The following is a 12937-nucleotide window of genomic DNA, read 5'->3' as shown; positions in this document are numbered from 1 at the left end:
GTCGAAACGACGCGACGGTCTCCTGTGCTGTCCAGGAGATCCTACAGTCGTCTTCGCCAACCGGCCATGCAAAGTGGCGGCAGGACCGCGGCAGGCGGCGCCGTTACTTGACCTCTTGCGTGCTCTTCGGGGCGCGGAAGGTTCGCGCCAGGCGCGTATCAGGCCGGCCTTTCGAACAGGCCGGTGGTCACCACGATACGGCCCTCCGCGAGATTGCGCGCCAGGTTGGCGGCCATCTCGCGGAACTCGGGGCCCTGCAGCGTGTGCGCGCCGGGCGGCAGCTCCCGCCCCGCCGCCTTCAGCTCGGCGGCCCGGCGGCGCTGCGCCTCGATGCCGGCGCGCACCTCGGCCGTGCGGTCGTCCCAGCGCCGGCAGGCGAGGCCGGCGGCTTCGATCAGGCCGCGGATCGCAGCCGGCGGCAGCAGGTGCGAGTTGGCCGGCTCGCTGGCCCAGGGCACCGGGAAGCGCGGCGCCTCCGCGGGGCCGAGCTGGACGTCGTGCAGCAGGAAGCGGCCGCCCGGCGCCAGGACGCGCGCGACCTCGCGGTAGAGGGCCGCCTTGTCGGGGATGTTCATCGAGGCGGCCTGGGTCAGCACCAGCGGGAAGCTGGCGTCGGCGAAGGGCAGGCGGGTCGCGTCGGCGCAGGCGAAGACCGCCTCGGTGCCGGTCGCCTCGGCGAGCGCCCGGGCGTCGGCGCAGAAGGATTCGGTGAGGTCGATGCCGACCGCCGGCACGCCGCGCGTCTCGGCGAGATAGCGCGCCGGGCCGCCGAGCCCGCAGCCGAGGTCGAGGAAGCGCGCGAGGCCCCGCCACTCGACCAGGTCGGCGACCTCGTCGGTCGCCTCGCGGCCGCGCGGGTGCAGCTGGTCGAAGGCGGCGAGGTCGGCGGCCGAAGGCCTGGCGCCGCCGGTCGCCGCGGCGGCCAGCTCCAGGATGCGCGGCGCCAGGCGGCCGACTCGGGCGTAATGGTCGGTGACCGACTCGCCGGCCATGTCAGAAGCGCTCCTCGCCGGTCCGCCGCTGCGGGTCCGGGAAGTCGCGGTAGAGCGCGAAGGAGACCCGGGCGATCTTCGAGTTGACCGCGTGGTGCAGGCCCTCGATCGGGTCGACGCGGGTCGAGACGCTGGTGAAGGCCTGGTCGAGCTGCTCCAGGCCGTCGAACTCCATGATCAGCTGGAACTCGCCGAGCTCGCGCGGGCCGAGCCCGAGCTTGCGGCGCAGCAGGCGCCAGTCCTTGAGCAGGCCCTGCTCCTTGAGGTGGCCGAGGTAGCCCTCGACGGCGCCGGCGAACTCCAGGTCGGCGGTGCCCGGCTTCAGGTCGAAGAAGCCCTGGTAGACGGTCACCCCTCGAGCTCCAGGTTGCTGGCCGGCAGGGTGTCCTGGAAGCGCACCGGCCTGCCGGCGGGCGGGCCGTCCAGCTGGCCGTCGCGCATCACCGCGCGGCCGCGGATCCAGGTCATCACCGGCCAGCCGGTCACCGTCGTGCCCTCGAAGGGCGACCAGCCGCACTTCGAGGCCAGCCAGTCGCCGGTGATCTCGCGCCTTGCCTTGAGGTCGACGACCGTCAGGTCGGCGTCGTAGCCGATCGCCAGGCGCCCCTTGCCGGCGATCTGGTAGATCCGGTTCGGGCCGTGGGCGGTCAGGTCGACGAAGCGCTCCAGGGTCATGCGGCCGGCGGTGACGTGGTCGAGCAGCAGCGGCACCAGGGTCTGCACGCCCGGCATGCCCGAGGGCGTGCGCGGATAGGCGCCCTGCTTCTCCTCCAGGGTGTGCGGCGCGTGGTCGGAGCCGACGACGTCGAACAGGCCCTGGCGCAGGGCGTCCCACAGCGCGGCCCGGTGGCCGCCGTCGCGGATCGGCGGGTTCATCTGGGCCAGGCTGCCGAGGCGGTCGTAGCAGTCCGGCGCCTCCAGGGTCAGGTGCTGCGGCGTCACCTCGCAGGTCGCGATGTCCTTGTTGGCGGCGAGCAGCGGCAGCTCCTCGGCCGTCGTGACGTGCAGCACGTGGACCTTGCGGCCGGCCAGGCGGGCGATGCGCAGCAGCCGGTCGGTCGCCCGGCGCGCGGTCTCGACGTCGCGCCAGACGGGATGCATCGAGGGCTCCGCGCCGTCGCGCACCAGCGCCAGGCGCTCGCGCAGCCGCGCCTCGTCCTCGCAGTGCACGGCGACCCGCCGGCGGCCGTGGCGCAGCGCCTCCAGCAGGGTCTCGTCGTCCTCGACCAGCAGGCTGCCGGTCGAGGAGCCCATGAAGATCTTGACGCCGCAGCAGCCGGGCAGGTTCTCCAGCTCGGCCAGGTGCTCGGCGTTCTCGGCGGCGGTGCCCATGAAGAAGGCGTGGTCGGTCCAGGTCCGGCCCTCGGCGCGCCGGACCTTGTCGGCCATGTCGGCGACGGTCAGGGTCGAGGGCTTGGTGTTGGGCATCTCGAAGACCGCGACGACGCCGCCCAGGGCGGCGGCGCGCGTGCCGCTCTCCAGGTCCTCCTTGTGCTCCAGGCCGGGCTCGCGGAAGTGCACCTGGGTGTCGATCACGCCGGGCAGCACGGTCAGGCCGCTGCAGTCGACCACCTCGGCCGCCGTCGCGCCGGAGAGGTCGCCGATCCGGGCGATCCTGCCGTCGCGGATCGCGACGCCGCCGTCGGCCAGTCCGCTGGGCGTGAAGATTCTGCCGCCCTCGAGGATCGTGTCGAAGCTTTCTGCCACCCTTGCGTCTCCCGGGCTCGTGTCAGGTGCCCCCGAGACTTACTGCGCTTGGCCGCCGAGCGCCACTGCCCAGCACAGCGAGGGCCGCCCCCGTGCCCGCGGGGTCGGGCGGAATCAGGTGCTCGCCGCCTTCTGCGCCTGCTCGGCGCGGTTCGCGCGCCAGGCGCACAGCACCGGCGGGATCGCGAGCACGAGCCCGACCAGCGACAGGCCGATCTGGCTGAGGCCCAGCACGCCCTGCACGGGCGCGGCCACCAGCACGCCGGCGAAGGCCAGCAGCAGCCTCGAGGCGATCGCCGCCGGTCCGGAGCCCATCGTGCCGACGAACGCGAGGTAGCCCTGCATCGCCGCGGCGACGAACCAGATCCCGGCGAAGGCGCAGACCACCGCCAGCACCACGGCGCCCGGCGCGCCCAGCCCGATCAGCGCGGGGTTCGCCACGAAGAAGAAGGGCACGAGGTAGATCACCGCGCCCAGCCGCGTCGCCTCCCAGCCGGTGCTGATCGGGTTGGCGCCGGCCATCGTCGCCGCCGCGAAGGCGCCCAGCGCCACCGGCGGGGTGATGAAGCTGACGACGCCCCAGTAGAGGATGAAGAGGTGGACGGCCAGCTCGTTGAGCCCGGCCTGCACCAGGGCCGGCGCCAGGACGATCGCGAGGAAGATGTAGCAGGCCGTGACGGTCATCCCCATGCCGAAGACGAAGGAGGTGAGCGCGCCCATGAGCAGCAGCATCGGCACCGAGTCGCCGGCGAAGTGCACCAGTTCCGTGGCCAGCGGCCCGGTCAGGCCGGTCGCCTGGAAGGCGCCGATGATCATGCCGATGCCGAGCAGGATGGCGACGATCTCCGCGAGCGTCCGGCCGACCGAGACCAGCAAGTCGACGAAGCCGCGGGCGCTGAACAGGGCACCCTTCCTGATCTGGTCGACGACCAGCAGGAGCAGGATCGCGTAGAAGGGCGCCGTCGTCTCCCAGCGGAAGGCCGTCATCAGGAAGATCAGCAGCGCGAAGACCGAGATGTAGACCCAGCCGCCGCGCAGCGTCGGCCCGACCCGGGGCAGCTCGCTCCTGGGCAGGCCCCGCAGTCCGCGGCGCGCGGCATAGGCGTCGATCTGCACGAACAGGCCGAAGTAGTAGAGCGCCGAGGGGACGACCGCGGCGAGCATGATCTCGACGTAGGGCAGGCCCAGCCAGGAGGCCATGACGAAGGCGGTCGCCCCCATGATCGGCGGCATCAGCACGCCGCCGGTCGAGGCGCAGGCCTCCGTCGCCGCCGCGAAGCGCGCCGAGAATCCGCTCCGCTTCATCGCCGGGATCGAGACGACGCCGGTGGTCAGGACGTTGGAGATCACCGAGCCGGACATGGAGCCCATCAGGCCGGAGGCGAAGATCGACACCTTGGCCGCGCCGCCGCGGTAGTGGCCGACGAGGCCCATGGCGATGTCGTTGAAGAAGCGGCCGCCACCGGTGAACTGCAGCACGGCGCCGAACAGGATGAAGCCGATGACCAGGCTGCCGAAGGCCTGCATCGGGATTCCGAAGGACGCCTCCGACGAGATCATGAAGTACGGCACGACGTCCAGGAACGGCTGGGTGAAGCCGCTCAGCGGATCGGGAACCTGCTCGGCGAAGGTCGGATAGAGCGAGAACAGCAGGACAATGGCGAAGAGCACGAGGCCTCCGGCCCGCCGCATCGCCTCCAGGATCAGGGCATAGAGGACGACCGAGAACCAGACCGCCGTCTCGGGCGCCGCGTACTCCCAGCCGTTGTCCAGGCTCTGGCCGGTGGTCAGCGCGAAGTAGCCCGCAACGAGGAGCGCGGTGAGCGCGAGCAGCCAGTCGTACCAGGGAATCCGCGGCGAGACCTTGCCCCGCACGCGATAGCAGAGGAACGTGATGGCGAGGAAGATCCCGGCGAGGAGATAGAGGTACATCTCCTCGAGCATCGCGTAGCCGGCGATCCTCAGGTTGAAGAGCTGGTTGACCGCGATTCCGATGGCGACCGCCGTCCCGGCCGCGATCGACCAGCGGGCCGGACCGGCGAAGACCGCGCCCTCGGCCTCGAGCTCCGCCTCGATGGCCCTGACGCCGCGATCCTGGGGATCGTTCCGCTCCATCCTGCTGCTCCCCCTCGGCGCCCGCCGAGTCTCCCGCCGGAGCTGCCGGCCCGGCGGGAGCCCGTCGAAGACGATCAGAAGGCGGTGTCGAAGCCGCCGGCCTTCAGGGCCTCGCGGCGCTTCTGCTTCCAGGCCGCCTCCCAGTCCTGCGGGTTCTCGGCCCGCAGCGCCGCCCACGCCTTGGCGAGCGCGTCCTGGCGCGCGATCAGCCGGTCGTTGTGCGCCTGCGCCTCGTCGGACCAGACCCCGGCCTCCTTGTAGTAGCGCACCGCGCCTTTCTGGTAGGGGATCACCCAGTCGAACTTCTGGAACTGGAGCCCCCAGCCGTCGATGCCCGGCGCCTTGCCGGAATACATCGGCAGCAGCTCGAACATCGCCTTGGTCATGTTGTAGGCGAGGTCGGGGGCCGTGCTGTCCAGGCCGATCAGGATCGGGTAGGCGAAGGCCGCCATGTCGCGGCCCTCGGTGCCGTCGATGGTCGCCCCGACCGTGGCGTGGACCTTGATGTAGTAGGGCGCGACCGTGAGCAGCCGCCGGAACGCCGCCTCGTCGGTCGGGTCGAAGGGCGGCCAGAAGAGGCCGCGCGGACCGGCTGCCGCCTCGTAGCAGTTGCCGGCGTTGGTCGCCGAGAAGGCGGCGTCCACCGTGCCTTCGACCAGTCCGTTCCAGGCGGCTCCGAAGCCGCCGAACTCGACCTTCTCGACGTCGTCCCAGCCGAGCCCGCCGTAGGCGAGCCAGGCGGTGCTGTTGACGTTCAGAGCCGGCGCGCCCTTGATCCAGGCGACCCGCAATCCCTTCAGGTCGGCGAAGGTGAAGCCCTTGCAGTCCGGCTTGCCGACCTTCTCGCAGGCGTCGCGGGCGACGCCGAGGGACATGGCGACGCCGCCGCCGGCGTTGCTCGCCAGCAGGCGGATCTTCTGCGGCCCCCAGTCCTTGCCGGCGAAGGCGAAGACGCCTTCCTGCGCCAGGTAGACTCCGATGCCGTTGGCCGAGAACGGCACCTTGCCCTGGCGCAGCGGCTCCAGGCGCGCGACGTCGTTGCCGGCAGGCAGGATCCGCAGGTTGATTCCCGCGGCGACCTGTAGCGCGGCGCCGATGGCGACGGCCTGGTTGTAACCGGCCGAGCCGGTTCCGTAGGCGGTCCAGACCAGCTGCTTAGGCAGCTGGAAGTCGGCGGCAAGGGCAGAGGACGCGGCGAAGCACGCCGCGGCGGCGAGGGTCGCAAGTCGCATGTCATTCCTCCCTAAGGGCAGCGGCGTCACCTTGTTTTGCGATCGCCGATCTCAGCCTTGCATGGAACCCCCTCCCGCTCAACATAAATTTCAAAATCGCAGCGCATATAGACATAGTGTTCAATATAATGAAATTACTGGCACGAGGAGGGCGGGCGTGACGGCTGCGGCGCCGGCTTCGATGGCCGGCGCCGGCGGACGCGGCGGGACGAGGCAGGCGCCGGCGGTCGGCGCGATTGGGGAAGCGAGGCGCCGCTGCGGCGGTTAGTCGGCCGGCGCGGGCAGGGCGAAGACGCCCGAGAGACGGATCGCGTCGGCGGCCTCGGCCAGCCGCGGCCCGAGATCGGTCTCGAAGTAGCTCGCGACCGCCCGGTAGCGTGGCACCGCGCAGGCGATCGCGACGCAGAGCCCGTCCTCGGTCCGCCCGAGCGGCGCTCCGGCAGCGACGAGGTTCGGCCGCCAGTCGCCGTAGGACACGCAGAAGCCCTGCTTGCGGCAGCGCTCGACTGCGGCGGCCGTCGCGTCGGCGAAGGCGGCGAACTCCTCGGCATGGAGCGCGCGCAGCTCCGCGAGCTTGTCGGCGAACTCCCGGCCGTGCAGCAGGGACAGCAGCGACCAGCCGAGCGCGGAGCGGTGGAGCGGCCCGGTCTGCCCGATGTCCGGGATGTGCGGCCAGCCGGGCGGGCTGCCGGCGGTCTGGACGTGGACGAAGGAATCGCCCGACATCACGCCGACGGAGGCGTTGCCGGCGCAGAGCTCGGCGAGCTCGCGCATCGGCCCGAGCACCTCGTGCCGCCAGGGCATCGCCGAGAGCACCGGGTAGTTCAGCGCCAGCAGCTTCGGCGCCAGGCGGAACGCGCCCTTGGCGTCGCGCCGCAGATAGCCCAGGTGCACGAGGGTCTTGCACAGCCGCGACACGGTCGGGCGGTTCAGGCCGAGGCGTCGCGAGATCTCGGCGTTGCCCAGCGCGCGGTCGCCCGAGCTGAAGCACTGGAGGATCTCGATGCCGCGGATCAGGGTCGAGGACAGCGACGCGTCCTGCTCACTGCCGGGATTGCGGGGAACGCGCTCATCCGCCCGCGCCTTGGCAATGTTCCGCGCCTTGGTCATATGATGCCCTTGGCCTTGTACCCCTCGATTTCGGCGTCCTCGAGACCGAGGATCTCTCTATAGATATAATCGTTGTCGGCAGCCAGAGCCTTTGCCGCCCAGCGGATCCGCCCCGGACGCCTCCTGAACCGCGGCACCAGGCCCTGCATGCGCACCTGGCCGAAGTCCTCGTCCGGCGTCTCGGCGATCGCGCCGCGGGCGACGAACTGGGGATCCGCGAAGATCTGGTCGACGGAGTAGATCGGTGCGAGCGTGCCGCTGGCCGCGCGGAAGGCGGCGACGGCTTCCTCCTGGGTGTGGGCGGCGATCCAGCCGCCGAAGATCCGGTCCAGCTCCTCGCCGTGCTCGACCCGCGCGGCGTTGGTGGCGAAGCGCGGGTCCTCGGCCAGCTCGGGCCGGCCGATCGCCCGCGCGTTGTTCGCGAAGGTGCGGTTGGTGCTGCCGGCGAGCGAGACGTAGCGCTTGTCGGCGGTCAGGTAGACGTCAGACGGCGCCGAATAGAGGTTCCGGTTGCCGCTGCGCCGGCGCACCTCGCCCAGCTGGTCGTACTCGATCGCCAGCACCTCGATGATGCGGAACAGCGCCTCGGTCAGGGACAGGTCGATCTCCTCGCCCCGCTCGCGGTCGCCCTGCGCGACCCGCCAGAGCGCGGCCAGGATGGCGAAGGCGCCGAACAGCGCGCCGATGGGATCGCCGATCGGGTAGCCGGTGTGCATCGGCGGCTCGTCCTCGCGGCCCGAGATCGCGGTCAGCCCGCCGATCGCCTCGAAGATGCGGGCGAAGCCGGGCAGGCCGGCGTTCGGGCCGTCCTGGCCGAAGCCGCTGACGCGCAGCACGACGAGACGCGGGTTGGCGCGCCAGAGCGTCTCGATCCCGAGGTCCCAGCGCTCCAGGGTGCCGGGCCGGAAGTTCTCGATGACGACGTCGCTCTTCGCGACCAGGCGCAGGAACAGCGCCCGCCCCTCGGGCGTGCGCAGGTCGAGTGCGCCGAAGTACTTGCCGCGGTTGGTGACTTTCCACCACAGCGACTTGCCCTCCCGGAACGGGGGAAAGCCGCGCAGGCCGTCGCCGAGTCCGGGCAGTTCGAGCTTGATCACCTCGGCGCCGAAGTCGGCCATCAGCGTCCCGGCCATCGGCCCTGCGATGATCGTCGCGATGTCCAGCACGCGCAGGCCCTTGAGGGGGCCTTCGCCCTCCGGTCCGGTCATTGGGTTACCTCCACTTATTCGAAGGATGCTAACATCAGATTTCATTATTTCAAACGATATAGCCAATCATGTCATATTTTCTGTTGCCTGCCCTCCGCCGCTGCCCGATAGTCGGGCGGTCGCGACGGACCAGGGCCGAGGTTCGAATCGGCCGCCCGGGCGAGGGGAGCGAAGCGGTGACGCCAACGGAGACGGACAGCACGCGGGTCAGGGCCGAGCGTCGGGGGGCGGTGCTCCTGCTGACCCTGGACGGGCCGAGGACGCGCAATGCGATCGGCCCGCAGGTCTATCGGGAGGTGCAGGCCCGCGTGCTCGACGCCGGCCTCGACCCCGCCGTCGGGGCGATCGTGGTGACCGGCGACGGCGGCTTCTTCTCCTCGGGCGGCAACGTCCGGGCGCTGCGCGAGAGCGCCGCGCGCAGCCTCGCCGCCGCGACGGCCAACACCGACGGGCTCAACGGAATGATCCGGGCCGTCGTCGATGGCCCGAAGCCGGCCGTCGCCGCCGTCGAGGGCGGCGCGGCGGGCGCCGGCGTTGCCCTCGCGCTGGCCTGTGACCTGATCGTCGCGAGCGACGCCGCGCGCTTCACCGTCGCCCACGTGCGCGTCGGTCTCAGCCCGGACGGCGGCGCGACCCACTTCCTGCGCTCGGCGCTGCCCCGGCAGCTGGTCATGGAGCTCTGCCTGCTCGGCCAGCCCCTGCCGGCCGAGCGGCTGGCGCAGGCGGGCGTGGTCAACCGGCTCGTGCCGGCGGGCGAGGCCCTGCCGGCGGCCCTCGAGCTGGCCGAGCGTCTGGCCGCAGGTCCGCCGCAGGCGCTCGGCGGGATCAAGCGGCTGGTCAACGCCGCGCCGGAGAACGGCCTCGCCGCGCATCTCGAGCTCGAGGCTCGCTCGATCAACCTCGCCCGCTTCGGGCCGGAAGCCGCCGAGGGGCTCACGGCCTTCCTCGAGAAGCGTCGTCCCGATTTCGCTTCAGCGGGCCGGCACCGCGGCCCGCGGCCGGCGGCTTCCCCTGCGGGAGAGGCCCGGTGAGCGGCACGCTGAAGGGCCGCACGATCCTCGTGACCGGGGCGAGCCGGGGCATCGGGCGGGCGATCGCCCTGAGGGCGGCGGCTGAAGGGGCCAACGTCGTGATCGCGGCCAAGTCGGATGTCGCCCATCCCAAGCTGCCCGGCACGATCCACAGCGTTGCCGAGGAGGTGCGCGCGGCGGGCGGGCGCGCCCTCGCCGTGAAGCTCGACGTGCGCGACGAGGCCTCGATCGCGGCCACGGTCGAGGCGACGGCCGAGGCCTTCGGCGGGCTCGACGCCGTGGTCAACAACGCCGGCGCGATCCGGCTGGAGCCGGCCGCCCGGCTCGAGCTGAAGCGCTTCGACCTGCTCCACCAGGTCAACACCCGGGCGCTGCTCGCGGTCACCAAGGCCGCGCTGCCGCTTCTGGAGGCGTCGGACAACCCTCACGTCCTCAGCCTGTCGCCGCCGCTCAACCTCGAGCCGCGCTGGCTCGCTCCCTACATTCCCTACACCGTCACCAAGTACGCCATGACGCTGCTGACGATGGGCCTGGCCGAGGAGCTCCGCGACAAGGGCATCGCGGTCAACACGCTGTGGCCGCGCACGACCATCGCGACCGCGGCGGTGCGGTTCGAGGTCGGCGAGGCGCTGATCGAGCGCTCCCGGACGCCGGCCATCGTCGCCGACGCGGCCTGCCTGATCCTCTCGGCGCCGGCGACGGAGCTGACCGGGCAGACGCTGATCGACGAGGACCTGCTGCGGCGCTTCGGCGAGACCGACTTCGAGCGCTACCGCAACGGGCCGCCGGGCGCCGAGCTCGCCCTCGACCTCTTCATCGACGCCTGAGCCGGCGGGCACGGCAGATGCCGACGCTGGAACGTGCGGAATACGAGGCACTGGTCGGGTGCGAGATCGGCCTGTCCCCCTGGATCGAGATCGACCAGGAGCGGATCGACCGCTTCGCCGACTGCACCGGCGACCGTCAGTACATCCACGTCGACCCCGAGCGGGCGAGGGCCACGCCCTTCGGCATCACCGTCGCCCACGGCTTCCTGACCCTCTCGCTGCTGTCGGAGATGAGCCGGGAGCTGCCGAAGCTGGCCGGCGTCGCGATGAGCGTGAACTACGGCGTCAACCGGCTGCGCTTCGTGTCGCCGGTCCCGGCCGGCAGCCGCGTCCGCGGCCGCTTCGTGCTGGACCGGCTGGAGGCGGTCGGCCCCGGGGTGGTGCAGAGCACGCTGAGCGTGACGGTCGAGGTCGAGGGGCGGGAGAAGCCGGCGCTGGTCGCGGAATGGCTGGTCCGGCGCTATCTCGGCGGCGAGGCCTGAGGGCCGGAGGCACGGCTGCCGAGGGAACGGCCGGCCGCGTCACACCTCGATGTCGGTGCGCGGCGGCGGCGCCTTGCGGCGGGTCTCGCGGAGGCCCCGGGCGCCGGGCAGCATCAGGGCCGAGAGGCTGAGATAGGCTTCGAGCCAGCGGGCCAGGGCGCGCGCCTCGCCGTGACCGGCGTCGAAGGCGGCGCGGCCGTTGGCGGCCAGGCGGTCGTAGAGCAGCGGGTCGTCGAGCGGCCGGCGCAGGGCGGCGGCCAGCGCGTCGGGCGTGGTGTCGCGGGCCAGGAGGCCGCTGTCCTCGTGGCGGACCAGCCCGGACGCGGCCGGGGCGCCGGCGGCGACCACCGGCTTGGTCTGCGCCCAGGCTTCGACGATGCCGAGGCCCATGGCGTCGCCCGCCGCCGTGCAGAGCACCAGGTCGGCGGCGGCGAAGGCACGGGCGCGGTCGAGCTCGGGGCCGAGGTCGCGCAGCGGCACCTGGCAGCCGAGCGCCAGCTTCAGGCGCTTGCGGTCGACCCCGGGCATCCAGAGCGTCGGCAGCGGCAGGCGGCGCGCCGCCAGCAGCACCGCTCCCAGGGCCTCCAGGTCCAGTGTCCAGGGCAGCAGCACCACCGTCGCATCGACCGAGGTCGCCAGGGTCGCGCGCGGCAGCGGGTCGACCAGGTCGCCGTCGGCGAAGGGCGGCAGCGGGCGCACCCGCTCCTCGGGCCAGCCGCGATCGACCGCCTGCCCGGCGATCTCCGGCGACAGCGCGACCAGGTAGCGGCAGCGCCGCAGCGCCAGCGCCGCCTCGGGATCGGTCGCGATGCCGAGGGTGACCGCCTCGGGCTGCGCGGGCAGGCGGGCCATCGAGGCCTCGTCCCAGACCGCGATCACGTCGGGCTTGAACAGCTCCAGCTCGGCCGCGACCGCGGCGCGGCTGCGTCGGTCCAGCCTGCCCGCGCCGCCGGCCGCCGGCCAGCGGCGGAACGGCAGGGCGAGTCCGGGCCGGCCGAAGCCGGCGAGCGCCTGCCAGCCCGGCCGGCGCGCCAGGATCAGCTGCTGGCGCAGCTCGTCGGGCAGCGAAAAGCCGTCGGCGACCCGGGAGAAGAGCTGCGCCCGGGGACCGCCGTCGTAGGGGCCGGCGAAGAGCTGGCTGATCCGCATGGTCGTTCCGCGACTCTGCTCCCGCAGGCCCTCGTCCGCTGCTCGTGCCCGCCATTTGTGCGCATGCAGAGGTTAGCGGACCGTCAAGGCGGAGAGGGCGGCGGCGCCGGCGGCCACGCCCTTGCCACTGCGGCACCGTCCGCCTATAGGGGCCGCCATGGGGCAGCGGCCGCGGATTCTCGTCATCAAGCTGAGCGCGCTCGGCGATTTCGTGCTGTCGCTCGGTGCCTTCCAGGCGATCCGCGCGCATCACCCCGAGGCCGAGCTGGTGCTGCTGACCAGCCGCCCCTTCGAGGGGCTGGCCCGCGCCAGCGGGCTGTTCGACGAGGTCTGGCTCGACGCGAAGCCGCCGCTCTCCAACCTGCCGGCCGTGCTGGCGCTGCGCCGCCGGCTGCGCGGCGGCCGTTTCGCCCGGGTCTACGACCTGCAGCGCAGCGACCGCACCGGCTGGTACTTCCGCCTGCTCTGGCCGGACCCGCCCGAGTGGGTCGGCAAGGTCGCCGGCTGCTCGCACCGCTACACGGGCATGGCCGAGAGCCCGAAGCACATCGTCGAGCGCGAGGCCGAGCAGCTGGCGGTGGCCGGCATCGCGGGCGTGCCGCCGATCGACCTCTCCTTCGCGCGCGCCGACGTCTCGGGCCTCGGCCTGCCGGAGCGCCATGCCCTGCTGGTGCCCGGCTGCTCGGCCCACGTGCCGGCGAAGCGCTGGCCGCCGGAGCGCTACGCGGCCCTCGCCAAGGCCCTCGCCGCCGGGGGGACGACGCCGCTGCTGATCGGCACCGCCGCCGAGCGCGCCGAGATCGAGGCGATCGCCGCGGCCTGTCCCGAGGCCGTCAGCCTGCTCGGCCGCACCAGCCTGGAGCAGCTGGCGACCCTGGCCGGCGAGGCGCAGCTCGCCGTGGGCAACGACACCGGTCCGGCGCACCTGATCGCCGCCGCCGGCTGCCCTACGCTGATGCTGTTCTCCGCCGCCTCCGACCCGAGGGCCGCGCCGCGCGGCCCTCGGGTCGCGAGCCTGCGGCGGGACAGCCTTGCCGATCTGTCCCTGGAAGAGGTTCTGGCGGCGCTGGCCGGGCTGTAGCCG

General features: G+C 72.6%; 12 protein-coding genes. 4 read left to right on the top strand and 8 right to left on the bottom strand.

All coding sequences use genetic code 11. From position 1 onward, the window contains the following. Positions 1 to 158 precede the first annotated feature (158 nt). The 7 genes from B9O00_RS01025 to B9O00_RS00995 all read right to left on the bottom strand — a co-directional run bounded on the left by B9O00_RS01025 (position 159) and on the right by B9O00_RS00995 (position 8364). Complete coding sequence (locus B9O00_RS01025) at positions 159 to 992, bottom strand: class I SAM-dependent methyltransferase (RefSeq protein WP_085120564.1); 834 nt, start codon at positions 990 to 992, stop codon at positions 159 to 161. 1 nt (position 993) lies between these two features. Then, positions 994 to 1344, bottom strand: a complete 351-nt coding sequence (locus tag B9O00_RS01020) for a DUF6614 family protein (protein WP_085120563.1) — start codon at positions 1342 to 1344, stop codon at positions 994 to 996. After that, positions 1341 to 2699 (bottom strand): dihydroorotase, encoded by a 1359-nt coding sequence (locus B9O00_RS01015; protein WP_085120562.1) that lies wholly within the window; start codon positions 2697 to 2699, stop codon positions 1341 to 1343. The genes B9O00_RS01020 and B9O00_RS01015 overlap by 4 nt, the downstream gene beginning before the upstream one ends. 114 nt (positions 2700 to 2813) lie before the next feature. Beyond that, positions 2814 to 4814 (bottom strand): TRAP transporter permease, encoded by a 2001-nt coding sequence (locus tag B9O00_RS01010; protein ID WP_085120561.1) that lies wholly within the window; start codon positions 4812 to 4814, stop codon positions 2814 to 2816. A 74-nt stretch (positions 4815 to 4888) separates the two neighbouring features. Next, the gene (locus B9O00_RS01005; protein WP_085120560.1) at positions 4889 to 6046 is read right to left on the bottom strand and encodes a TAXI family TRAP transporter solute-binding subunit; all 1158 of its coding nucleotides are present in this window, start codon (positions 6044 to 6046) and stop codon (positions 4889 to 4891) included. 264 nt (positions 6047 to 6310) lie between these two features. Continuing rightward, complete coding sequence (locus B9O00_RS01000; RefSeq protein WP_085120559.1) at positions 6311 to 7156, bottom strand: IclR family transcriptional regulator; 846 nt, start codon at positions 7154 to 7156, stop codon at positions 6311 to 6313. Next, the gene (locus tag B9O00_RS00995) at positions 7153 to 8364 is read right to left on the bottom strand and encodes a CaiB/BaiF CoA transferase family protein (RefSeq protein ID WP_085120558.1); all 1212 of its coding nucleotides are present in this window, start codon (positions 8362 to 8364) and stop codon (positions 7153 to 7155) included. Before B9O00_RS00995 ends, B9O00_RS01000 begins: the two co-directional genes overlap by 4 nt. A 176-nt stretch (positions 8365 to 8540) precedes the next feature. Here B9O00_RS00995 and B9O00_RS00990 point away from each other — a divergent pair, with 176 nt between their 5' ends. Genes B9O00_RS00990 through B9O00_RS00980 form a run of 3 tightly spaced genes read left to right on the top strand, consistent with a single transcriptional unit; the run spans position 8541 to position 10704 of the window. Next, the gene (locus tag B9O00_RS00990) at positions 8541 to 9395 is read left to right on the top strand and encodes an oxepin-CoA hydrolase, alternative type (protein WP_235017007.1); all 855 of its coding nucleotides are present in this window, start codon (positions 8541 to 8543) and stop codon (positions 9393 to 9395) included. Next, the gene (locus B9O00_RS00985; RefSeq protein ID WP_200808364.1) at positions 9392 to 10222 is read left to right on the top strand and encodes an SDR family oxidoreductase; all 831 of its coding nucleotides are present in this window, start codon (positions 9392 to 9394) and stop codon (positions 10220 to 10222) included. Before B9O00_RS00990 ends, B9O00_RS00985 begins: the two co-directional genes overlap by 4 nt. A 17-nt stretch (positions 10223 to 10239) precedes the next feature. Further along, positions 10240 to 10704, top strand: a complete 465-nt coding sequence (locus B9O00_RS00980) for a MaoC family dehydratase (protein ID WP_085120556.1) — start codon at positions 10240 to 10242, stop codon at positions 10702 to 10704. A gap of 39 nt (positions 10705 to 10743) precedes the next feature. Here the strand turns inward: B9O00_RS00980 and B9O00_RS00975 are convergent, their stop codons facing one another. Then, positions 10744 to 11853, bottom strand: coding sequence for a glycosyltransferase (locus tag B9O00_RS00975; RefSeq protein ID WP_085120555.1), 1110 nt, complete (start codon positions 11851 to 11853; stop codon positions 10744 to 10746). A gap of 157 nt (positions 11854 to 12010) precedes the next feature. Here B9O00_RS00975 and B9O00_RS00970 point away from each other — a divergent pair, with 157 nt between their 5' ends. Beyond that, a complete protein-coding gene (locus tag B9O00_RS00970) occupies positions 12011 to 12934 on the top strand; it encodes a glycosyltransferase family 9 protein (protein WP_085120554.1) in 924 nt (307 codons plus the stop codon). The last annotated feature ends 3 nt before the right edge of the window (positions 12935 to 12937 follow it).

Source organism: Tistlia consotensis USBA 355 (genome assembly GCF_900177295.1).
Lineage (GTDB): Bacteria > Pseudomonadota > Alphaproteobacteria > Kiloniellales > DSM-21159 > Tistlia > Tistlia consotensis.
Note: the sequence above shows the minus strand (reverse complement) of the source record. Positions and strands in the feature narration are given on the sequence as shown.

What these genes read in the sequence shown, in the direction of transcription:
- B9O00_RS01025 (WP_085120564.1), bottom strand. Translation starts at nt 992, where the DNA reads ATGGCCGGCGAGTCGGTCACCGACCATTACGCCCGAGTCGGCCGCCTG.
- B9O00_RS01010 (WP_085120561.1), bottom strand. Translation starts at nt 4,814, where the DNA reads ATGGAGCGGAACGATCCCCAGGATCGCGGCGTCAGGGCCATCGAGGCG.
- B9O00_RS01005 (WP_085120560.1), bottom strand. Translation starts at nt 6,046, where the DNA reads ATGCGACTTGCGACCCTCGCCGCCGCGGCGTGCTTCGCCGCGTCCTCT.
- B9O00_RS01000 (WP_085120559.1), bottom strand. Translation starts at nt 7,156, where the DNA reads ATGACCAAGGCGCGGAACATTGCCAAGGCGCGGGCGGATGAGCGCGTT.
- B9O00_RS00995 (WP_085120558.1), bottom strand. Translation starts at nt 8,364, where the DNA reads ATGACCGGACCGGAGGGCGAAGGCCCCCTCAAGGGCCTGCGCGTGCTG.
- B9O00_RS00980 (WP_085120556.1), top strand. Translation starts at nt 10,240, where the DNA reads ATGCCGACGCTGGAACGTGCGGAATACGAGGCACTGGTCGGGTGCGAG.
- B9O00_RS00975 (WP_085120555.1), bottom strand. Translation starts at nt 11,853, where the DNA reads ATGCGGATCAGCCAGCTCTTCGCCGGCCCCTACGACGGCGGTCCCCGG.
- B9O00_RS00970 (WP_085120554.1), top strand. Translation starts at nt 12,011, where the DNA reads ATGGGGCAGCGGCCGCGGATTCTCGTCATCAAGCTGAGCGCGCTCGGC.